Source organism: Chryseobacterium gallinarum (assembly GCF_001021975.1).
GTDB lineage: Bacteria > Bacteroidota > Bacteroidia > Flavobacteriales > Weeksellaceae > Chryseobacterium > Chryseobacterium gallinarum.
Genome location: NZ_CP009928.1, coordinates 2,808,830 through 2,830,829 on the forward strand (window position 1 = coordinate 2,808,830; position 22,000 = coordinate 2,830,829).

Sequence of the window (22,000 nt, forward strand, 5' to 3'; positions counted from 1 at the left end):
AGAAAAGATATGCAAGGACAAATCACACTATCTAAAAAGGAAAGGCATTATCAGTTTTTTTATTTAATACTGATGCTGTTGGCAGCCATGATATTTCTTGGAATTATTTTCCTGAAAGGATTTGAATCCCCGTTTTCAGATGAAGATGTAAGAGGTATTCAGAATCTTCAGCAGAAAGCCGAATTCGAGCAACATCAGAAGATTATTTTACCGATCATGGATAGTACCTATGTCAGGATAACCAAACTTAAAGGCGAAGGTCCACAACCTTTTGCAGAAAATAATATCCAGTTGGGCGTGAATGATCTTAACGATTATTTCAACGGAAATAATGTAACTGATATCCGGAAAGATGCCTATCCTCAGATCGCTAAATTTTACAAAATGTATTTTGATGATAAAAAAGTGATTTCTACAACTCTGGAAGACATTAAAATATTTGAGAAACAGGTTGAAGACTGCAGAATCGGGTTTAAAGATAAGCAGAATAAACTCTATGAACGTGAAAATGCTTTAAAAGCAAGAAGTCAGTAACCCATAATGAAAATGCAAGGAACTATATACAAAACACTTCACAATTATTAACTATGAATTATTTTCAAAAGAACAAAAAGAACATTATTATTGGTGTCATCGCAACTTTGCTCATTGCCGCTCTTGTTGCACTGTGGCTGCAGAAAAAAGTGATCCATTCTGCTACTGATATTGTTGGGGTGGTTTATCCGTCTTCATTGGCAGTAGGAGATACACTTTTATTTGAAGATAAAACCCAATTTGCAAAAACCAAGAGATGGAATTTTGGAGATGGTACCACTTCAGATAAAAGCAGTGGTATACACTTCTATAATAAATCCGGTTATTATCAGGTAACTCTCATTGTAGACAATAAGTATACAAAATCTTTCCCGGTAATGGTATCAGAAAGAAGTATCAAGGCTCAAAAAGATACAACTAAAGTGAAAACCACAATTGATGCTCCTATACAAGCAATGCAAAATGAAAATGTACCTTTCCGTGCCGTATCTGAAGCTACGAAGTTTGCCTGGAAATTCGGGGAAACCGGAAATACAGACTCTAAAGATAAATTTACCATTTATTCTTATAAAAAACCGGGTGACTATGTGGTGACTTTATATACTGAAGAAACCCAGGAGCCAATCTACCATCGCATTAAAATTCTGCCAGCTTACGATTCTTTAGCAGAAGAAGAAGTATCAGTAGAAGATTCCTATGCAAAAGTGGATAGCGACTTCAAATACCACTTACAGCAGATTGCCAATGGGAACAGTTTCAATACCCATTACAACTACCTGTTAAGAACCTATCTGTGTAACAATGAAAACACGGTAGTAAAAGTAAATGATAGTAAAGTAAACAATTTTTACATGTATTGCGCAGGTCTTCAGTTTGATAAAAATACTGTGATTCAGACCGTAAAGGTAAATTTAGATGATACACAAAACTGTGTAACTAAAGTAGATATCAATCAAAGTAAATAATATCATCCGGATTTCGGATGCACCAATCATAAAAAAGATAAAATAGGATGAAAAATAAATTTCCTCTAGCAGCATATTATATAGGATTATCAGTATTGTTGACGGGTTGCCAGGTAAAACTGCCATCTAAAAAAACACCCGAACCATCTGTATACGGTAAAATAGATAATTCTCCGGTGGTGAATGGTTTTCCTAAAAAGTCAACCCCATGGATCGTGATTTCAGACCGGTCCAGGAATACCGCTTACCTGGATAAAAATGATGAAAAGTCTTATAAGGAAGTGAAATTTTTGGAACCCCTGATGGTTTTAAAACATAGAGACGGAATGGTAAAAGTTGCAGAATACGTTCCTGATGCTTTAATGAAAAAGGTCTCTTCAAAGTCTGTTAAAACGTATGGCTGGATTCCTGAATCAGACCTTCTCCTATGGAACAATTCTTTAAAAAGCGAAAAAACGGGTTACCCTGTAAGAGTAGCAGTAGTACCAAGTAACAGTGAAGTCATCAAAAGTGCCGAAAGATACTATAAAAATGATTCCATCATGGTGTTTAATTCACCAAGTCTTATCGAAACGGCTAATGTAAAGATTCCTAACGGCCAGATAGTATATGTTTACAAGCAAGCCGAAAATAATAAGAGACTTTTGGTAGGTAAGAAACCATCTGTTGATATAGACAGTATCGGTAAAAGCCTTTACGGATGGGTAAGCTCCAATGTAATCTCTACATGGGGAGAACGTTCTGCCATTAAATTAAAAAATACAACAGGAATTAACGATACCGCATTAGGAATCCATGAAGGGGCTCCGGGAGGATCAGCATCTGACGCTGATAATAAAACGGCTATCCTTCTTACTGATGTCAACAAAAGAAAACCACTGGAAAATATTTACCCGGTAAATTTGACTTTAGAAGAAGCACCAGCTGCCGATACCAAGACTAAATATTTTACCAATATCTTAGACTACAGCAAAAACTTCGTATCCAATGTTTTAGGTGAGCCTATTTACTTTGACCGTTACAGGGAGATTACAGAAAGAGATAAGAATATCAATATTGTTTTTGTATTGGATGTAAGTGCAGCAAATGCTCCTTATGCTCCTATCGTAAAATCATTATTACAGGATTTGCAGCTTAGATTTGAAAAGCCATCCTATTTCAATACGGTAAAATATGGGGCAGTTTTGTATAAAAACAATCCTTGTGGGAACAATACTTCTGTTTCAACATTAAGCACTAACTACAGTAAAATTACCGAGTTTATAGATCAGAAAACCAATGAAATGAACTGTAGCAGCAATAGCGGTTATCAGCCGGTAGGAGAAGCTCTTACTGCAGCCGGAAACCTTCTTTCAAACGTTCCTGATGAAACCAATATTGTTGTAACGGTAGGTACATCTGCCAGCCAGAGCGGTAATATGTATAGTGTGATAAGCTCACTTACCCAGGCACAGGCAAGATTGATCATGTTCCAGACCAGTGCAAGATCTTCTGACAATTATAACGACTTTGTATTGATGGCTGAAAATGTGGTTACCAATACAGCAAAGAATATTGCGGAACTTAAAAAACAAAAGATCATCAACCAAAATGATGTCCTTACAAAAAATAATTTTAGCCTGGTAGAAGGAGATGAAGGATTCTTCTCATTGGATTATCCTAAACAGAGTATGTCACAGGGATTCGTTATTTTCCCTAAAAAAGGTGATATTACAACCCCGGGATTCCTGAAGAAATCAGTAGACAGCCTTATTGCACAGGTTACCTTAGATAACGAAACGGTAGATAAATCATTAAATGAATATTTCCATTCATCCGTAGGAGCAGGAAGAACAGATGTTGATTTGAAATACAAATACCTGTATCCGGGGCTTACCAACCCTGTTTCAGCAGGTATTGCTGCGCAGCTGATCAACTACGGAAATCCGTTCCTGGTAAAAGGATATATCCCGAAAAATCTGAAAGAATATACTCCGGCAATAGAAAAAGGAATCCTTATTTCTGAAGGTGAATACGATAACTTAAAAGCTTTCTATTCCGAAGTATATAGAAATACCCAGGCTGAAAGGGCAGATTTTAACCAGTCTAAAGCCATTAAAGAATATGTAAAACTGCTTAAGAAGTATAACCCAACTATAAAATTCCTGGACAAAGGAGCTCTTTATGAATTACCTATGTTTTATTCGATAGGAATCAGTACAGGGTTTGACCTTTCAGAAGAAGAATTAATGAATAAGTACAAACTTAAAGGCTGGAAGAAGTCTAAAGTTGTCCCTAGGGAAACGGTAAGGAATTATTTCCTTCATTATAAGGAACTTGCAGACAGGATGCTTGCTCACAGAAATAATCCGGCAGTGAAAATTCAGCAGAACGGCCAGACATTCTACTGGCTTAATGAATATTTTACCCCAACAAGGATTCCGACAGAAGCTCCGGAATATACCAAACATTAATCGTTAATTTTTATAATATCCAAAGGCAGAGGTACTATTACTTTTGCCTTTTTTATTGACAACCCGACATTGTATCTCTTAGCTGAATGATGCTCTTGCGGTTTTAAAGAATAAATATTCAGCAAGAACTTTGCGAACACTGTGTCTGAATTTTATCACGCTGCATAAAATTAACAAGTAAAACGAGCTGTCCATTCACAGAATCATTTACCCTGAACAAACCCTGAAGTCCAGCTTTTAAAAATTCCTATTTCTCTTTTGTGTGTAAAATAGCTGTATTTGTTTAAATTTCAGGATGGGTAAAAATCCTTTTATTTAAAAGGGTTATGATGGTATATGTAAATCTATTGTCGTAGAATTACGACATGAAATCGTAGAATTACGACAAAATTTCAGATTTATGTTCAAAAGTTTTTTTTAGAAAAAAAGACCCTATATCTTTGTTTAAACAATCACCGAATCACAAATATTACTAACGACTAAATGTACTCATCATGGCAGAAAGAAATTCAAGAGGAATCTTAAAATTCAATGGAGGAGACGGACAAAAGCTATTGAAACTAAAATATAGCGTTTCCAGATCTACAGACGTTTCAGGACGTGTAGCATCAGACCCTTCTAACGCATTGATTAAGCTTACGGTAGAAGCTACTGAAAAATCTGACATTCTTGAAAGTTTATTGAACGGAAAATACAAACCTACTGTGGGTGAAGTCACTTTCAATAAATCACACGAAGAAGGAACATTAATTACCCTAAGCTGGAAAAACGGATATGTAATCCAACATGAAGTAGACTTTGACGCTATCGACAGCAATAGTATGCTGATCAGTTTCGTGGTGAGCGCAGAAACAATAAACTACGGAACTTCTGAGTATGCAGGGCTTTGGCCAAACAGCTAAACTGTTACACATTATCAACATTCATAACAAAAGACTGTCCTTAGCAAAGACAGTCTTTTTTGCCTGCGATATCACATAAGACAAGATAAGCGGATTATTGATCATGATTCCGTAAATAATAGTATCTTTAAAACAAAAATCCCAATGGATAAAAGTATTTAAAGGAAAGTAAAAAGATGAAAAAGTGCATTATTACTTCTCTAATCGAAGAATTAACTATTTTTATCTCATATGGAATAAAATATTTATTTTTATTGGAATAAAAGAATAAGATTTGATCCCAAACGGTAAAGGAATTAAAGGAATAAAAATGGGACAGATTCTAAATCTGAAAAGAACAGCCAACATCAGAACGCAAATATATTAATATAAGAAAAATTATAAATGGGAGTACTAGTAACCAACGAAACAGTCAAGCAGCTATTTCATATTGCTCAGTCGATAGCAAAAGAAAATTATAACGCTACCTATGGAGGACCACATATTTTACAGGCTTTAATGCACAAAGATATAGGGCTTAACGAGTTTTTGAAAAGCATAGATAAAGATCCCGGCTATTTTTATGAATGGGCAGATGTCCGTATTGAAGAATATCCAAAAACGGCTCATCTTCCGGAAGAAGCAGTACAGGATGAAGCCATAGATACTCTTATAGAAGAAGCCGATGATATTAGGCTGAAACTAGGACTGGATGAGATTACTCCTATCTGTATTTTAACAGCTATCGTGAAACCTCAGGTTGTATTTTCTCTTCAGCAGCTGAAATCTCTTCCTTTAAGAGAGCACGAAATATTCAATCTCTACAGAAAAGATATGCCACTTACGGTATCAGAAAATGGTGATTTTGCATCCTTGTTTTCTAACGGATCAGATTTTACGGATTCTTCTTTTCCATCCCTTAAAAACTATTGTGTGGACCGTACTGCCCAAGCCAGAAAAGGAGAGCTTGAAAATATTATAGGACGTGATAAAGAGCTGAGAATGCTGGTGGAAATCCTTTGCCGCAGAAGCAAACCGAACGTCATTATTATCGGAGAGCCGGGAGTAGGAAAAACTGCCCTGGTAGAAGGCTTCGCTATTGAAATTACAAAGGGAAATGTTCCGGACATGCTTAAAAATGGCACTTTATTAGAATTGGATACCGGTGCCTTACTGGCAGGAACGTCTTACAAAGGAGAAATTGAAGACCGCCTGAAAAAAGTAATCAATGAATGTAAAAAAATTGAAAAAGCCATACTTTTTATTGATGAAATTCACACCTTGTTAGATCCTAAAGGAAGCATTGGAAATGTAGCCAATCTCCTTAAGCCCGAGCTGGCCAGAGGTGAAATTACCGTTATAGGAGCCACTACCCAGGAAGAATACAGGAAAATTATAGAGCCGGAACAGGCATTTAACCGCAGATTTGAAGTCTTAACAGTCAATGAACCGGATGAAAAAACCTGTGTGAAAATGATCGATGTACTTCTTGAAGGATATAAGAAGCATCACGGTATTGAAGTGGAAAAAACAGCACTTCCGGAATGCGTACGCCTGGCCAAAAGATATGCGAAAGGAAAAAAATTACCGGATGCTGCCATTGACCTCCTGGACCGTACGATGGCTGCCATTAAAATGCTGGATGAGCTTTCGGAAAAAGAACTTGAAAGCTGGAAAGAAAGTTATGATACCATTTTAAAAGAAGAATATACAGACAGTAAGGACAAAGCAGATGAACTGATCTGGACTTATAACCTGTTGCGCGATAAAATAAGCCCTATACTATGGGGCTCACTGAGTGAACAGCCTGCCATAGATAATTCTATGCCTGTCGAGCAGATTCAAAAAATTATTGAAGACACCTACGCTGAGCTTTTACAGCATGCAGCCAGGAAAAGAGAGAAAGTAGACAGGCTGGAACTAGCTGCTGTAATGGCTGCCAAAACCAATATCCCAATTGGAAAAATCCAGGCCCAGGAAAAAGAAAAACTCCTGAATATGGAATCTCTTCTGATGAACAGGGTAGTAGGGCAGGATCATGCTTTAAAAATTCTTTCCGATGCTATTGTTGAAAACCGTAGCGGATTGAATAAACCAGGACAGCCAATAGGGTCTTTCTTCCTTCTTGGGCCTACCGGTACCGGAAAAACAGAATTGGCAAAATCTATGGCCGAATTACTGTTTAATGACGAAAAAGCAATGGTGCGTTTCGATATGTCGGAATTTAAAGAAGAGCATTCTGCAGCATTATTGTATGGAGCGCCTCCGGGATACGTCGGGTATGAAGAAGGAGGTATGCTTGTAAATAAAATAAGGCAACAGCCTTATACTGTTGTACTGTTTGATGAGATAGAAAAAGCACATCATTCGGTATTTGATGTATTCCTTCAGATCATGGATGAAGGTAAGGTTCATGATAAATTAGGAAAAGAAGGGGATTTCAGTAACGCCCTGATCCTGTTTACTTCCAATATAGGAAGTGAAGAGATCGTGAAACAGTTTGAAGAAGGAAAAGTTCCTGAATCATCATCTCTGATGCAGATCATGTCCAATTCCGGAAGGTTCAGACCTGAATTTTTAGCAAGGATTACAGAGATTATTCCTTTTGCTCCGATTACAGAATCTATTGCCGAAAGAATTTTCAACATCCAGCTGAAATCACTTCATACCTCACTCACCAGGTTAGGAATGGCATTAAAGATCAGTGACGAGGCAGTGAAAAACCTGGCATTAGGAGGATTCAGCAGCAAATATGGGGCAAGACAGATTTCGGGAGTGATCCGCGCCCAATTAGCAAGACCAATCTCTAAAATGATTGTGAGAGAAGAAGTGAAATCCGGACAGACCATTCATGTAGACTGGAATAAGGAAGAAGAAAAACTGAACTGGAAAGTAGAATAATGGATAAGTGAAAAAAGCAAAAGGCAGCACTGTAGGTTTACTTCTGTCTTTTTGCTTCTTAAATATATTAAAATGAAAACGATTATCAGGAATATTTTTACAGGGGTAATGCTTTTAGGAACTGTAGTCTGGGTAAACGGGCAGTTTCTTTCTGCTTCAGATACTTCGGAAAGCAGTGTGAAAAGATATAAAGGAATTATTAACGCCAATAAAGATCTGGTAGAATTTATTGAACAGCTGCTTCTTCAGAAAGGGCTTCCAAAACATTTAAGAAATCTTGCTTTGATTGAATCTCATTTTAACAAAAATATAACCTCGGGAGCCGGTGCTGTTGGGATCTGGCAGTTGATGACGGCACATGCCAATCAATATGGGCTCACGGAGCAAAATCGTACAGATATTTATAAAAGTACGAAGACAGCTACCATTTCCCTGGCTAATCTTTACAAAAAGTATAACAATTGGGTAACGGTGGTGGCAGCTTATAACTGCGGGGAAGGTAATATAGCCAAAGCAATGCAGACTGCAGGATCCACTCAATATCATGAGTTTTCACAGTATCTTCCTGCGGAAACTATCAATCATGTAAAAAAATACCTGAATGCATGCTATGCAACAGGTGAGCTACAAAGTGTTTTAAATAATTATAACTCTTCAAGAATTAATAAAATCTTTTTCGAAGGAAACAGAAAAACGACAGCAGCAGCACTTGCAGAAACAGAAATCAATGCGGGATTTAATTTAAATGTTGTTGCTGATGAATTAAAAGTAAGTGTTGACGAAATTCTTGCCTGGAATCCGGGGATCGTAGATGAGCTGCAGAAAAAAGGAGAAAGTACACTATACCTGCCTACAGACCTGATGCCTGATTTTCTTTTGAGAAAAAATAAAATTCTTACAAGATCAATTAAAATGGGAGGGAGTTCTCAACAATAAATACCCTAAGAATAATACCATACATCCGGATCCTGAAATACAGAAGTCCGGATTTTTTATGGAGAAAAATTTTTATGAACATATTCTTCGGGTTTAGAGAATTACTAAAGTGTTAAGAAAATCCTAATTTGTAATAATAAATCTTAATATTTCTCATTAAGGTGTAAAATCTCTGTTTTTTTATCAATTTCCTAATGTTTAAAAAACCTTGTATTTCCAGTGATTTAGAGCATGTTGGTAAATCTAATGTCGTAGAATTACGACATAAAGTCGTAGAACTACTACAATTTCTCAATTTTATAATTAAAAGTTTTTTTAGCCAGCGTAGACCCTTTATATTTGCTATACAATCACTGAATCACAAAATATTATTAACGATTAAAATTTACAATCATGGCAGAAAGAAATTCAAGAGGAATCTTAAAATTCAACAACGGGGAAGGACAGAAATTATTAAAAATGAACTACAGCGTATCGAGATCTACAGATGTATCCGGACGTGTAGCATCAGACCCTTCCAATGCATTGATCAAGGTAACGGTAGAAGCTACTGAAAAATCTGATATCCTTGAAAGCTTACTAAACGGAAAATATAAGCCTACAGTAGGAGAAATCACTTTCAACAAATCTCACGAAGAAGGAACACTGATCACTCTGAAATGGGAAAACGGATATGTAATCCAGCACGAAGTAGACTTTGACGCTATTGACAGCAACAGTATGCTGATCAGCTTCGTGGTAAGTGCTGAAACAATTGACTACGGTACTTCTCAGTACGCTGGACTGTGGCCTTCAGCAGGTAAATAAGCCTATTCATCATCTTAGTAAAAATAAAATTGGTACAGAACAGTGCACTCGGAAGAGTATACTGTTCTGTTTTTCCATTTAAGATCGTCATAGAATTTCAGGAATCATTTTTAAATGACCATGTGAAAATAATTGATCCAAAGTCTATATTTTTGATTCTGTATGTTGTAAATATCAGCACTATTAATTATAAACTCAAACACAAGAAGTATGTTTCAAGATGATAAAACAGGAAATCCTGGAAAAGATATAAATACGGAACGGTTGAAAAATACTGCAAAAGAAAATAAAATCCCAAAAGCAGAAGGAAAATTGAATAAGGTGGGGGAAAAAAGCAGGAAAGCAGCTCAAATCAGACAGCAGAGTATACGCGTTGCACAGGGAGCAGATCTGTTTATGAACCAAATGATTGTTCCCAATAATCCTTCCATTGTTGAAAATAAAATGTGGGCCAAACAGCCTACCTCAAAGATACATAATGTAGAATCCATTGCTGAAAGCTTTATTGCAGGGATTAACCGTGTGGTAAAGCTGGATATTATTATTGAAGGAAAAATTATCAGGCATTTCAAGCATTTTAAACTGACTCAAAGTGCTGTAAAGCACCATGAATTTGACCTGATGCTGGCTCATGATACTTTAGGAAATGCGGAAAATCATAACCTTGAAGAAGCACAGGGCTTTTTAGGAAAAAGAATTACAGTAATCTTCAAATACAAGGATCTTGAAAAAGGAGCAGAACGCAATTTTGTAGGAGTCATTACGGAAGTAGGTTTCAGCCAGGAAAAAGGAAGCCTTGGAAATATTATTCTTAAAGGATACAGTCCCACAGTGCTGCTGGATGCGGCGCCTCACATTCAAAGCTTCGGAGGAAGCCAGCCGGTAAGTCTCAACAGCATTGCTGACCAGGTGATCAGGGAAGGACTGGGACAGAATAAATTCGATTTCAGAGTAGATGCCCAGCATGGAAATGTCTCTTATAGCTCCCAATACGAAGAAACACATTATAATTACCTGGCCAGAATGGCGGAAGCCTATGGTGAACAGTTTTATTATGATGGAGAAGTGCTGCATTTCGGAAAGCTCCCGCCACAGGAAAAAGCGATTAAACTTACCTACGGCAGCAGCGTAAGTGATATTGCTGTTAAAATGAAAGCACAACATGTCAATCCGACATTTTATGGATACAACAGCAGCAAAAATGAAAAACTGACAACCGGAAACTCAAAGATCACCCATGCTTCAGATATTGCAAGACGTGCCTACGAAATATCAGAAAAAACCTTTACAACCCCTTCTTTAAGAGTAGCCCCGATAAAAGCTTCATCTTTTATGGACATCGATGCTTCCCAGAAAGGAACGGCCGGAAGTAAAGCTTCAGAAGTTTTCGTTACAGCAGGAACAACAACGGTTCCCTTTTTATATCCCGGATGTACTGCAGATATTGAGATGCGTAAAACAGGAAGCAACCAGACTTCTTATTTTACCAAACTGATGATTATTGAAGTAACCCACGAAGTAGATGCCAGAGGATATTATGATGGCAAATTTGAAGCTATTGCTGCAGATTCAGGTTTTATCCCAAGGCCTGAATTTGAAATGCCAAGAGCTGAAGCTCAATTTGCAAAAGTAATCTCGAATACAGATCCTTTAAACCAAGGGCGTGTTCAGGTACAATTCGATTGGCAAAGCGGACAGGATACATCAGAATTTGTCCGCGTGATGTCACCGGATGCGGGAAGCAGTGATAAAGTCAATAAAAACAGGGGCTTTATGTCTGTTCCTGAAGTAGGGGATCAGGTTATTGTCAACTTTGTACATCAGCATCCGGACCGCCCGTTTGTGATGGGAGGAATGTTCCATGGAAGTATCGGAGGCGGAGGCGGCGTAGGAAATAATATAATGAGCTTTAGCGGGAGAAGTGGTGCCGAACTGAGATACGACAATGGAGCCGGATCTATGAATCTTAAAGATCAGGGTGGAGCCCATATGTTCTTTGACGGTGCCGGAAATGTAGTACACAATGCCAATAATAACAGCAGCAAAACCGTAGGTAATGATAAAACGGATAAAATTGGAAACAACAAGAAGCTCGAAGTAGGATGTGATCATATCGCAGATGTAGGTAATACGCATAAAGTTGAGGTAGGAAAAGGGAAAAGTGTATTTAAAATGGACAATGCCGGAGTTATTGATCTGACCGGAGCACAAAAAATAAGCATAAAAGTAGGCAGCAGCAGCATTGAAATTACAAAAGATACAATAACAGTAAAAGCAGACACCGTAAATATTGAAGGCGTTAGTATTACCAATGTTGGAAAAGCAAAAGGAAATCCGGGAATGGTTGTAGATGGCAATGTTACCATTAAAGGAGGCCAGGTAGACATCAATTAATCGCTTTCAATAACGATCCAGGTTCATAGACTGGAAAATATTTTTAACCATAAATAAAATAATAGAATCCATTGTATGGAATACAGTAAGTACCAGGTAAAAAGAGGAGATACATTAGAATCCATTGCAGAAAAATATCAGATGACCGGAAAAGAGCTGCTGGCTTTTCATAATTCACATTCACCGGTGACTCAGCAGTTTTTTGGAGATTACCTGCCCATTCATATCAATACAGTTATTATACCTCCCCAAAAAAATAAAGAAGAGAAAAGAAATATTGATCATACCGCATTTGAACAAAAAAACAGATACAGAACTGAACAGCTGAATATAACCAGGATTGAAGACGATGTAAAAACCTATTCTCAGCTTAAAAAAGAATATGAAGTAAAAGTAAATTTATCACAACATTGGGTACAGGTTAAGCTTTGTGACTTTTTTTATGAATTTAATCCACCAGGATTGTCACGGGTTTTTGATTTTGTATCTGAAATTGATTATATCAGAAATGACTGTCTGGTGGAAATCGATAAACTTGGAAGGTTCTCTAAAATTGCAGATAAAAATAAATTAAAGAAGAATTGGGAACAGTTTAAAAAGAATAAGCTCAACGAAATTGAATTTGTCAAAGTTATAAAGCAGACTAAGCCCCAGGAATATGTAAAGCTTATTCAGGAAGGGGATTTCCAGTTTTCTGACCAGTATAATGATGAAAAAGATTATAACAGGGATCTGTTTTATCTTACATTATTAGACAGATACCTTTATAATGCGGATGAAAACATGGAAAGAGAAGAATATACCTATCAGTCCCAGCTTTTTCCGGATGTTCTCGTGCCTATGACAGTGAGGTTTGATGTATTGAAAAAAGAAGAAGATCTTGTTACCATAAGAAAAGTCTGGGAAACAGTGCAGTCTGAAGAACTGCTGGAGAAAGTGACCAAAGGCTATGAGAAGTATCACCAGCCTCTCATAAAATATAAATTTTCAGAATACAAACTGGATATGAGAAATCTGTTCACTTATAATCTGAAAACAAGAACCTTAGAAAAAGCAGAACTGTCAATAATTGAAAATATAGAGAATAATATAAAATCTGAATGTATATTTAACCTAAAAAGATTGAATAATGGCGGTTAATAAATTCATATTTCGTGCATACCCTGATTTTTTGAAAAGAACAGTAATTTTAATAGTCGCCATAGCATTATGTGTGCTTCTTTCCTATATCGTTCCGGGATGGGATTATCTGAATACTCATCTGGATTTGCTTGAAAAACATTTCGGGAAAAATGTTCCGGTAAGTATTCTGTTGTTGTTCTATTTATCCCTTTCCTTTATTGTGTATATGGCATTATTCAATAGATTTTCTAAAACTTTCTATATAAGCACAACCAATAATGGTCAGTTTACAATCCATACCGGCGATCAAAATGAGATATTGATTAAAAAGGAGGATTTCCAGTTTACCGGTGAGAAAACTTTCAGGATTAAGAATATTTTGAATTCAACCCTCAGAAAGCATCCCAAAGGAATATCGGTAAAATCTTTTCAGCAATATATAAATGAAACAGGGCCACAACAGGTGTTGGGAAATTCTTTTTCAGGTTCCATACTTCCTATGGCTGTTGTATATACATCCCTGGTGGCAGGGTTCGTGATATATATAGCCTATGCAATTGGTCTCTATAAAATGCTGTTGCCTCATATGGATGCATTGCAGATACTTTTCAGAGCCAGGAGCCCTTTATTGATGATTATGATATCGTTGCCTTTTATGGCTGCTTTCTTTTTGGTAATGTATTATCTGTATCAATGGACTGTATTCAGGAAACACCGGATAAAGATAGATTGGTCAGAAAGCCAGGTAACAGTTTCTGCAGGCAAAAAAAAATATGTGTTTAAAAAAAATGAGGTTAAAACATCTGTTTTCTTTATCAACAGACTTACCCATTTGCCGAAATGGCTTATCGTAGAACAAAAGAAAGGAACACGGTATATGATTTTCAATAAGGATGAAGACCATCAAGCCTTTCAGGACTTCATAGATTCATATGTAAAATATTTTGATATTGATATTGAGAAAGCCACAACTACAGTAGGCTCATCAAGCAGTACATTAATGAAAAAAAAATACACCCATGAGTAAATATCTTCCTCAGGAAACATTTATTGTTTGTTCCCATCAGGTAAACCCTTCACCTGGCAATATTTTAGCAAACCCTAATGTATGGAAGCTGTCTGTAGTCTATAAATCCGAAAAGAAACCACTTTTAACGGAAGCCGATCTGGTCCTTAAAGACGACTTTGAATGTAAATCCAACTGGGGGCAGGCTGTTGGCTGGGGATTCTTTTGGGGAGGTTTGATTACGGGGCTTGCCATTGGCGCTGCAGTAGCATTTTCTGTTATGACTTTTGGAGTAGGAGCTGTCATTATCGGTGTAGTGGCTACAGCTGTTATCGGTACCGGGCTTACATTTGCCCTGAAATCAAATGCTACGAAATGTAACCCTAATCTGGTAGACTGGAAAAATCCGCATCCTTCCGTAGCATTTGAAGGGAAAAAAGCAGTTAATTTATCTTCATTCATGACCTGTTCAATAGGTCCGGGAATTTTGACGCCATTTATAGATGAAGAAGAAGCAAAGTCGGCCGCAAAAAATGTTGCCTTCCGGAATATGGGAGAATTGGGGCTTACAGCTGTTATTTCAGGACTTTTCGGTTTCGGAGTAGGTTTTGCAGCCGGGTCAACAGGAAGTGTTGGAAGTGGATTATTGGCAGGAGGAACTGAAGTTGCAGTGGGAATAGTAGGCGCATATCTCGTGTATCAACCCCTTGCTTATGCAGAAGGAGAAATTATGCAGGGAATATATAGTAGTGATGACAAAAATACTCCTTATGATAAGATGCTGGCTTCCCGCCAGGAAATGTCAAGTCCTTTTACTGTGGATACACCTGACGATCCGTATATAGGAACAGATCAGACGAAAGCCAGCGAGCAGCTGTTGTACCATTCCTATGATAAATACAGACAAAATCAGAATGAAAAGTACATTAAAGAAATTATGAACCTTAAAGGTACCCGGGCAGAACGGGAGGCCAGAATTGCTGAAATAGTTGCTGAAATGAAGAAAACTAAATCAGGAGCTCAGGCGGTGGAGGCAATGAAACGCAAAAATAGCGGGAAAATTCTTCCAAGAGTAAAAACAAGCAATAAAGGTAATAGAGTGATTAACGAGCATAGGGCAGAAACCAATAAAGCAATGAGAGGTGAAGCTTCTAAAGGCTTTGGAGGAATGAGTGGAGTAGGGCTTATACTTCCTTTATTGGTAACTCCTCTTAGTGAATGGACATTTAAAGTATTGGCTGATTCATTTGCCAATCAGTCCGGAGGCGGTTTTTCAATCAATGCAGCACAAAATTAACAGAAATAGACTCCGGGAAAAATTCAAAAACACATTAAAGACCATCCTGGCATGAATTAAAATCTGAACTTAATTTTAACTTAATTGAATGCTTTTATTTAAAATATTTCACGTAAAAGTGCATTAATAAGCTGTTTTTTGTTGTTTTTAAATTTTGGCTAAAATATTTATTAATAAGGAGTTGTGGTTGTAGTCGTAGAATTACGACATGAAATCGTAGAATTACTACAATTTTTCAGATTTATGTTCAAAAGCTTTTTTTTCAAAAACAGTGCGGCTATCTTTGCTATATAATTTTTGAATAACACAATTTATTACTAACGATTAAAATTTACAATCATGGCAGAAAGAAATTCAAGAGGAATCTTAAAATTCAACAACGGGGAAGGACAAAAATTATTAAAAATGAACTACAGCGTATCGAGATCTACAGATGTATCCGGACGTGTAGCATCAGACCCTTCCAATGCATTGATCAAGGTAACGGTAGAAGCTACTGAAAAATCTGATATCCTTGAAAGCTTACTAAACGGAAAATATAAGCCTACAGTAGGAGAAATCACTTTCAACAAATCTCACGAAGAAGGAACACTGATCACTCTGAAATGGGAAAACGGATATGTAATCCAGCACGAAGTAGACTTTGACGCTATTGACAGCAACAGTATGCTGATCAGCTTCGTGGTAAGTGCTGAAACAATTGACTACGGTACTTCTCAGTACGCTGGACTATGGCCTACATCAGGAAAATAAGACCGGTATAACCGAAAAAATAAAACAGTATACTCAGTGGGTATACTGTTTTTGTTTTATTCTGAAGGATACATTTTATTTTGTTACGAAGCTGAAATGTAAACGTTCCTATCCCCAAAGTCCAGAACTCGGATCAGGAGCAAAGTTGGGGACATAATAAATTAGGTCTGAATATAAAAAATTCTGTTCATTATTGATTAGCATCAAATTATTGAGATCGTTTTTCACGTAAAGTTTTAAAAAAATAATGTTCTATTTCAAGTAGGCAAAGAAGGCAGCATAGCTGCTGACTAAGCGCATGCAAAGTCTTCGCTTCATCAGATCGATTAAAAATCTATTCATTTCTTAGCTTACTTAAAATAAAGAGTAATCAAAAAGAAACCTTTACGTGAATTTTAAAATTAATATAGATCTAAATGTTATAAGACCACAACTTTTAGGCCTGATCCCAGAACTCTCCTGATCCAAACTATCAAGATTTATTCCTATTTTATTATCTTTGTTCATTATACAAAATATGGACGCAACACAAGATAAAAGGCTGTTTCTCATCGATGCTTATGCGATGATTTTCAGAGGATATTATGCATTGATCAGAAATCCGAGGTTAACCAGCAAAGGATTAGATACCTCTGCCATCTTTGGATTTACCAATTCTTTAATCGAATTAATCAGAAGAGAAAAGCCTACTCACCTGGCCGTAGTTTTTGATGTGGGACAGGCAAGCGTAAGGACTGAAGATTTTTCGGATTATAAAGCTAACAGAAGCGAAACTCCTGAGGCTATTAAAATTGCTGTTCCATATATTCACAGGATTTTGGAAGCAATGCATATTCCGATTCTGGGAGTTGAAGGGTATGAAGCAGATGATGTAATCGGTACCATTGCATGTAAAGCGGAAAAAGAAGGATATACCACCTACATGGTAACGCCGGATAAGGATTTCGCTCAGCTGGTTACCGACAAAATTAAAATTTACAAGCCAGGCTTGAAGGGCGGTGATATTGAGATTTTAGGAGTAGAAGAGGTAAAGGCAAAATACGAAATCGAAGACCCTAAACAGGTCATTGATTTCCTTGCGATGATGGGAGATGCCGTAGATAATATTCCCGGCCTGGAAGGAGTGGGAGAGAAAACGGCGATGAAGTTCCTTAAAGAATTCGGAAGTATTGAAAACCTGCTGGCCAATACCGATAAATTGAAAGGAAAGCTTAAAGAGAAAGTGGAAGCTTCGGCAGAACGTGGAATCTTATCAAAAAAACTGGCTACTATTATCTGTGACGCTCCTGTAGAATTCCATCAGGAACAATACGATCTCGAAACTCCGGACTTTGAAAAAGTAAAAGAAGTTTTTGAGGAAATTGAATTCAGAAGATTGTACGAAAATCTTTACAGGGCTTTTGCCCCTGCCCCTACAGAAACCATTGTAGTAAGTGAAGTAGAAGTAAAAGAAACCCCGTCCGGTACAGAAATAAAAGGGCAGGTCATGCAGCTTGACCTTTTTGCCAACTTTGAAGAACTGGACCAGGCTACCTCTACAAAATCTACTATTGAACATAATGACCATCTTTACCAGTTTATCAATAATCCAAAGGCTCAGAAAAAATTAGTAGATAACCTGCTGAAACAAAGAGTTGTTTGTTTTGATACAGAAACAACCTCTCTGAATGAGCTGGAGGCAGAGCTGGTAGGAATGAGTTTTTCTTATAAAAAAGGCCTTGCTTATTATATTCCCTTATCAGAAAACAGAGATGAGGTGTTGGAAACATTAGAGATTTTCAGACCGTTTTTTGAGAAAGAAGACCTGCTGAAAGTGGCTCACAATTTAAAATTTGATTATAAAATTTTAAAACAATACGACATCACTGTTAAAGGAGCCATGTTTGATACAATGATTGCCCATTATCTGCTGAACCCTGACGGAAGACACGGAATGGATTATCTTTCAGAAGTATACCTGAACTATAAACCTGTTTCCATTGAAACCATTATCGGGAAAAAAGGAAAGAAACAAGGAAACTTCAGAGATGCAGACCTGAGAACCCAGACAGATTATGCCGCGGAGGATGCGGATATAACTTTCCAGCTGTATGAATTATTTGCGCCACAGCTGAAAAAAGAAAATCTGGAAGAACTTTTCTACAACATAGAAATGCCTTTGATGGAGGTCCTGGCAAAAATGGAGCTGACCGGAATTTCCTTAGATGAAAAATGGCTGGCTCAGGAAAGCATAGACCTTGAAAATGATCTGAGACAATTGGAAGTCAAAATTTTTGAACTTTCAGGAGAAGAGTTTAATATGAACTCCCCAAAACAATTAGGTGAAATCCTGTTTGAGAAAATGCAGCTGGATCCAAAAGCGAAAAAAACTAAAACAGGACAATACGCTACCTCAGAGGATGTTCTTCAGAAACTGGCCTCAAAACATGAGATCATAAAACATATTCTGGAATACAGAACCTATCAGAAATTAAAATCTACTTATGTGGATGCCCTGCCTTCACAGATTGATCAATCCGATAACAGGGTGCATACCAACTTTTCACAGACAACAGCTGCTACAGGACGTCTGGCAAGTGTGAACCCTAATTTACAAAACATTCCGATCAGGACACTGAGAGGGCAGCAGATCCGTGGAGCTTTTGTTTCCGGGGAAGGAAGCAAGATTATTTCAGCCGATTATTCACAGATTGAACTTCGTCTTATTGCTGAAATTTCAGGAGAAGAGAATATGATCAAAGCTTTCCAGGACGGAGAAGATATTCACGCTTCTACGGCTGCAAAATTATTCAAAATTCCTTTGGAAGAAGTTTCCAAAACCCAGAGAAGCCAGGCAAAGACGGTTAATTTTGGAATTATTTATGGACAGGGAGCTTTTGCTTTGGCAGAGCAGACAGGATTATCCCGTACAGAGGCTAAACAAATGATTGAAGCTTACTTTGAAACCTATCCGAAGCTGAAGGAATATATGGCAGAACAGGTGAATAAGGCACGCCAGATGGGATATGTTGAAACTATTCTGGGAAGAAAAAGGCATCTGAAAGATATCAACTCCAATAACTTTGTCGTAAGAGGACATGCAGAAAGAAATGCAGTAAACGCCCCGGTTCAGGGAAGTGCGGCAGATATCGTGAAAATAGCAATGATCAAAATACACAGGGAATTGGAAGAACAGCAGCTAAGAACCAAAATGTTACTTCAGGTACATGACGAATTGGTGTTTGAATCTCCGGTTGATGAAATTGAGGCCGCTTCAGAACTGATTAAAGCCGAAATGGAAAACGCTTTACAAACACAGGTTCCGTTGCTGGTTGAAATCGGGGTGGGGAATAACTGGTTAGAAGCTCATTAATAGAATTACCATAGCATTTACTATATAAGACTTCCGCTGTTACAGGCGGAAGTTTTTATTTATTATTAGTAAATTTTACTCATGGGTTATAGAATCATAAACCTTTCTGATAATGTCATCCGGAGAAGCCTTTTCAAACAGGAAACTTTCTTTTTTTACCTTAAAAGTTTCAGTGGAGGCAGGCATATCTTCTTTCATGGTATTGATGGTTTCCTCTACAACTTTCCCCTTCAATGGCTCATAATATAATGCAGAATGAGACCCGGCGCCCATATTATAGGTTTCAATATAGATAAGGATCAGATTACCGTTTATATATTTGAAGGTACTGAACTGGTTCCCGTAAGGACCAATATCATATAATTTGATATTCAATACTCCTTTTTCAATACTGATATCTTCCGGATCGTGCATTTTATAACCATATTCATTATATTCATCGGGAAGAACAGTTTCGGAGATCTTATCCAGCCGATAGGTTTTATCAGGATTCTTTAAAAGAACCAGCATTTTCCTCTGCGCCAGGGTGTCTGTTTTTTTTCTGAGAACCAAAGCCATATCGGCAAGGCCATCCTGGTTGAGATCGCCCTCAGCGTCATACTGAATTTCGTATTCATTGGAAACAAAATCTGAAGGTTCTTTTCCTGTTTCTGATGCCTTCTGTTGAGTTTTTGAAGGGGCAGACTCTTTTTGTATCGCTTTAGAAGTATTACTTTTTTTGGAATCCGTGGTTTGTTTATCCTTATTACAGGAATAGACAATAAAAAGAGAGGATAGAAGAACAATAATAAAATTTTTCAATGGTATTATCTTTTATAAGGTATAAATCTGGTTTTTATTTCTTTATAATGCAGCAGCAAAAGACATGTACATCCAAGAAGAAGAACCGGAAAAAGGGACTGTGATATTACATAATGGATTTCTGATTCAAAATCATAAGTGCTCCATGCAGATTCCCTATCCACAAAAATAGAATAGTTCATGAAAAACCAGAATAAAATCAATAATAGAAGCTCAGCAATAGTTTTTATAAAAGTCTTTTTAACCGAATAAAATAATGTAAAGATAAGAGATAAAAATACTGATGTAAAGAACGACATCAATACAACCTCTTTAAAAAAGCTACACGTGAGGCATCCGCTCGATATATGATCAGAGAGTCCGCCCATAGACCAATACATCTGTAGCAATGTTATGAAGAAAATAATAGCTATACTCATGGAAAACCTTTTTAAAAACAAAAAGAGTTTTCTGGTTTTAGAAGGGTCTGTATTTTTCAAAATAATTTTAAATTATCAGGTAAAATACCTTGTTATACGCAATTCACCATAACAAGGTACTCTTATCATAGGTTACACCCCGAATTCGATCTCACCGATATAATACAGCTTATTCTCCTCTCCATCTACAGAAACCGGATTGGGAATAACAAATCTGCTGGCAAAAATGATAGCATTAACAGGAGTATCCAGTCCCAGTTCATTAAGTTTTTGTTCAAGTACAGGAAGCCATTGATCTGCATAGGAATACTCTGAAAATTTTTCATAAATTCCCAAACGTTCGTCTTCAAAGCCGTACTCTATAAAATCATCATCAAACCATTTTATATTTTGCGACTCTGCAAATTTTGAAACATACTGATCTTCGGTTTCCTCTTCCAGATAATAGTTTTCATCCTCTTCTACGAAGGCATAAAAGTCTTCTTCATTTTTAAAATACCCCAGCCAGAAGTGTGAAATTTCCTTGTCCATAATGAATTATTAAAATATTTTTTTGATTTTCGACAATATAGGCTACCATTATGGGAGCGTGTCTGCCATAGAAAATGTAATATTACAAAAGTTTTTCCGGTAAACCACTTTTTAAATAGATAAACTGGGCTTCAAAAACGGGTCCACAAATTTTTTTGTTGTAATTTTATTCTAAGTTAAAATTTAAAAGATGGATTTTCTTCAGGATCATTACGTTGTTAAGGACGAACTGCTATTGATTTTCATTTCCGTTATTTTAGGGCTGTTTATTGGTGCAGAGCGCGAATACCGGAATAAATCAGCGGGTTTGCGTACATTTATTCTGGTATGTTTCGGATCTTGTCTGTTTACGATTCTTTCCATTAAAATAGGAGTGGATAATCCTGATCGCCTCGCAGCAAACGTTATTACCGGAATAGGATTTTTGGGGGCAGGAGTCATTTTTAAAGGAGACAATAAAATTGAAGGAATTACAACCGCTACTACAATCTGGGCAACTGCTTCAATAGGTATGGCTGTAGGATCCGGATATGTGTATTTTTCACTTTTGGGAACAGCTTTGGTTCTTTTGGTTTTGAGTGCGCTTACTTACCTTCAACAATTTATAGACAATTACCATAAAATAAGGGATTATCGAATTGCAGTAGAAACATCAGCAGATGTCAGACACTGTGAAGATGTTTTTAAGAATTACCATTTAAAACATTTGATCATCAAACAACAATATACACAAGATAGTTTATCCGTTACCTGGAGGCTTACAGGAAAAAGTATCCACCATGAGGAATTGATGGAATACCTGATGGATGACCCCAGGATTATTGCCTGCCAGTTTTAGAATAGAGCAA

At 37.0% G+C, this 22,000-nt stretch carries 16 protein-coding genes; 14 read left to right on the top strand and 2 right to left on the bottom strand.

Translation table 11 applies throughout. The features are described 5' to 3' along the window. The first annotated feature begins 9 nt into the window (after window positions 1-9). From OK18_RS12700 to polA, 13 genes are all read left to right on the top strand, one after another. The gene (locus OK18_RS12700) at window positions 10-534 is read left to right on the top strand and encodes a type VI secretion system transmembrane protein TssO (RefSeq protein WP_050022500.1); all 525 of its coding nucleotides are present in this window, start codon (window positions 10-12) and stop codon (window positions 532-534) included. Between the two features lie 53 nt (window positions 535-587). Beyond that, window positions 588-1,499: a PKD domain-containing protein gene (locus tag OK18_RS12705; RefSeq protein WP_050022499.1), complete on the top strand. Its 912-nt coding sequence runs from the start codon at window positions 588-590 to the stop codon at window positions 1,497-1,499. A 47-nt stretch (window positions 1,500-1,546) separates the two neighbouring features. Further along, on the top strand, window positions 1,547-3,952 hold the full coding sequence (gene tssR, locus OK18_RS12710) for a type VI secretion system protein TssR domain-containing protein (protein WP_050022498.1): 2,406 nt from the start codon (window positions 1,547-1,549) through the stop codon (window positions 3,950-3,952). 494 nt (window positions 3,953-4,446) lie between these two features. Then, window positions 4,447-4,854, top strand: coding sequence for a type VI secretion system tube protein TssD (tssD, locus tag OK18_RS12715; protein ID WP_050022497.1), 408 nt, complete (start codon window positions 4,447-4,449; stop codon window positions 4,852-4,854). Between the two features lie 384 nt (window positions 4,855-5,238). Next, window positions 5,239-7,734 (top strand): ATP-dependent Clp protease ATP-binding subunit, encoded by a 2,496-nt coding sequence (locus OK18_RS12720; protein WP_053328221.1) that lies wholly within the window; start codon window positions 5,239-5,241, stop codon window positions 7,732-7,734. Window positions 7,735-7,806: 72 nt separating this feature from the next. Beyond that, entirely contained in the window at window positions 7,807-8,670 is an 864-nt protein-coding gene (locus tag OK18_RS12725) for a lytic transglycosylase domain-containing protein (protein ID WP_053328222.1), read from the top strand. 393 nt (window positions 8,671-9,063) lie between these two features. After that, window positions 9,064-9,477 carry a type VI secretion system tube protein TssD gene (tssD, locus tag OK18_RS12730; protein ID WP_053328223.1) on the top strand — a complete coding sequence of 138 codons (414 nt, stop codon included), beginning with the start codon at window positions 9,064-9,066 and terminating at the stop codon, window positions 9,475-9,477. A 210-nt stretch (window positions 9,478-9,687) separates the two neighbouring features. Continuing rightward, the gene (locus OK18_RS12735) at window positions 9,688-11,871 is read left to right on the top strand and encodes a type VI secretion system Vgr family protein (RefSeq protein WP_053328224.1); all 2,184 of its coding nucleotides are present in this window, start codon (window positions 9,688-9,690) and stop codon (window positions 11,869-11,871) included. 75 nt (window positions 11,872-11,946) lie between these two features. Further along, complete coding sequence (locus OK18_RS12740) at window positions 11,947-13,011, top strand: LysM peptidoglycan-binding domain-containing protein (protein ID WP_053328225.1); 1,065 nt, start codon at window positions 11,947-11,949, stop codon at window positions 13,009-13,011. Window positions 13,012-13,042: 31 nt separating this feature from the next. Beyond that, entirely contained in the window at window positions 13,043-14,020 is a 978-nt protein-coding gene (locus OK18_RS12745) for a hypothetical protein (protein WP_156173279.1), read from the top strand. Further along, the gene (locus OK18_RS12750; RefSeq protein ID WP_053328227.1) at window positions 14,013-15,296 is read left to right on the top strand and encodes a hypothetical protein; all 1,284 of its coding nucleotides are present in this window, start codon (window positions 14,013-14,015) and stop codon (window positions 15,294-15,296) included. The genes OK18_RS12745 and OK18_RS12750 overlap by 8 nt, the downstream gene beginning before the upstream one ends. Before the next feature lie 339 nt (window positions 15,297-15,635). After that, the gene (tssD, locus tag OK18_RS12755) at window positions 15,636-16,049 is read left to right on the top strand and encodes a type VI secretion system tube protein TssD (protein ID WP_053328228.1); all 414 of its coding nucleotides are present in this window, start codon (window positions 15,636-15,638) and stop codon (window positions 16,047-16,049) included. Between the two features lie 517 nt (window positions 16,050-16,566). Beyond that, complete coding sequence (gene polA / locus OK18_RS12760) at window positions 16,567-19,401, top strand: DNA polymerase I (protein ID WP_053328229.1); 2,835 nt, start codon at window positions 16,567-16,569, stop codon at window positions 19,399-19,401. A gap of 75 nt (window positions 19,402-19,476) precedes the next feature. Here the strand turns inward: polA and OK18_RS12765 are convergent, their stop codons facing one another. Both OK18_RS12765 and OK18_RS12775 read right to left on the bottom strand, forming a co-directional pair. Further along, window positions 19,477-20,202: a hypothetical protein gene (locus tag OK18_RS12765; RefSeq protein ID WP_053328230.1), complete on the bottom strand. Its 726-nt coding sequence runs from the start codon at window positions 20,200-20,202 to the stop codon at window positions 19,477-19,479. A 551-nt stretch (window positions 20,203-20,753) separates the two neighbouring features. Further along, window positions 20,754-21,152 (bottom strand): immunity 22 family protein, encoded by a 399-nt coding sequence (locus OK18_RS12775; RefSeq protein ID WP_053328232.1) that lies wholly within the window; start codon window positions 21,150-21,152, stop codon window positions 20,754-20,756. Between the two features lie 190 nt (window positions 21,153-21,342). Between OK18_RS12775 and OK18_RS12780 the strand changes: the two genes are divergently transcribed. Continuing rightward, entirely contained in the window at window positions 21,343-21,990 is a 648-nt protein-coding gene (locus OK18_RS12780; protein ID WP_050022486.1) for an MgtC/SapB family protein, read from the top strand. The last annotated feature ends 10 nt before the right edge of the window (window positions 21,991-22,000 follow it).

Bases quoted from the DNA above. Each gene is read 5' to 3' on its own strand.
- OK18_RS12700 (WP_050022500.1), top strand. From the start codon at position 10: ATGCAAGGACAAATCACACTATCTAAAAAGGAAAGGCATTATCAGTTT.
- OK18_RS12705 (WP_050022499.1), top strand. From the start codon at position 588: ATGAATTATTTTCAAAAGAACAAAAAGAACATTATTATTGGTGTCATC.
- tssR (WP_050022498.1), top strand. From the start codon at position 1,547: ATGAAAAATAAATTTCCTCTAGCAGCATATTATATAGGATTATCAGTA.
- tssD (WP_050022497.1), top strand. From the start codon at position 4,447: ATGGCAGAAAGAAATTCAAGAGGAATCTTAAAATTCAATGGAGGAGAC.
- OK18_RS12720 (WP_053328221.1), top strand. From the start codon at position 5,239: ATGGGAGTACTAGTAACCAACGAAACAGTCAAGCAGCTATTTCATATT.
- OK18_RS12725 (WP_053328222.1), top strand. From the start codon at position 7,807: ATGAAAACGATTATCAGGAATATTTTTACAGGGGTAATGCTTTTAGGA.
- tssD (WP_053328223.1), top strand. From the start codon at position 9,064: ATGGCAGAAAGAAATTCAAGAGGAATCTTAAAATTCAACAACGGGGAA.
- OK18_RS12735 (WP_053328224.1), top strand. From the start codon at position 9,688: ATGTTTCAAGATGATAAAACAGGAAATCCTGGAAAAGATATAAATACG.
- OK18_RS12740 (WP_053328225.1), top strand. From the start codon at position 11,947: ATGGAATACAGTAAGTACCAGGTAAAAAGAGGAGATACATTAGAATCC.
- OK18_RS12750 (WP_053328227.1), top strand. From the start codon at position 14,013: ATGAGTAAATATCTTCCTCAGGAAACATTTATTGTTTGTTCCCATCAG.
- tssD (WP_053328228.1), top strand. From the start codon at position 15,636: ATGGCAGAAAGAAATTCAAGAGGAATCTTAAAATTCAACAACGGGGAA.
- polA (WP_053328229.1), top strand. From the start codon at position 16,567: ATGGACGCAACACAAGATAAAAGGCTGTTTCTCATCGATGCTTATGCG.
- OK18_RS12775 (WP_053328232.1), bottom strand. From the start codon at position 21,152: ATGGACAAGGAAATTTCACACTTCTGGCTGGGGTATTTTAAAAATGAA.
- OK18_RS12780 (WP_050022486.1), top strand. From the start codon at position 21,343: ATGGATTTTCTTCAGGATCATTACGTTGTTAAGGACGAACTGCTATTG.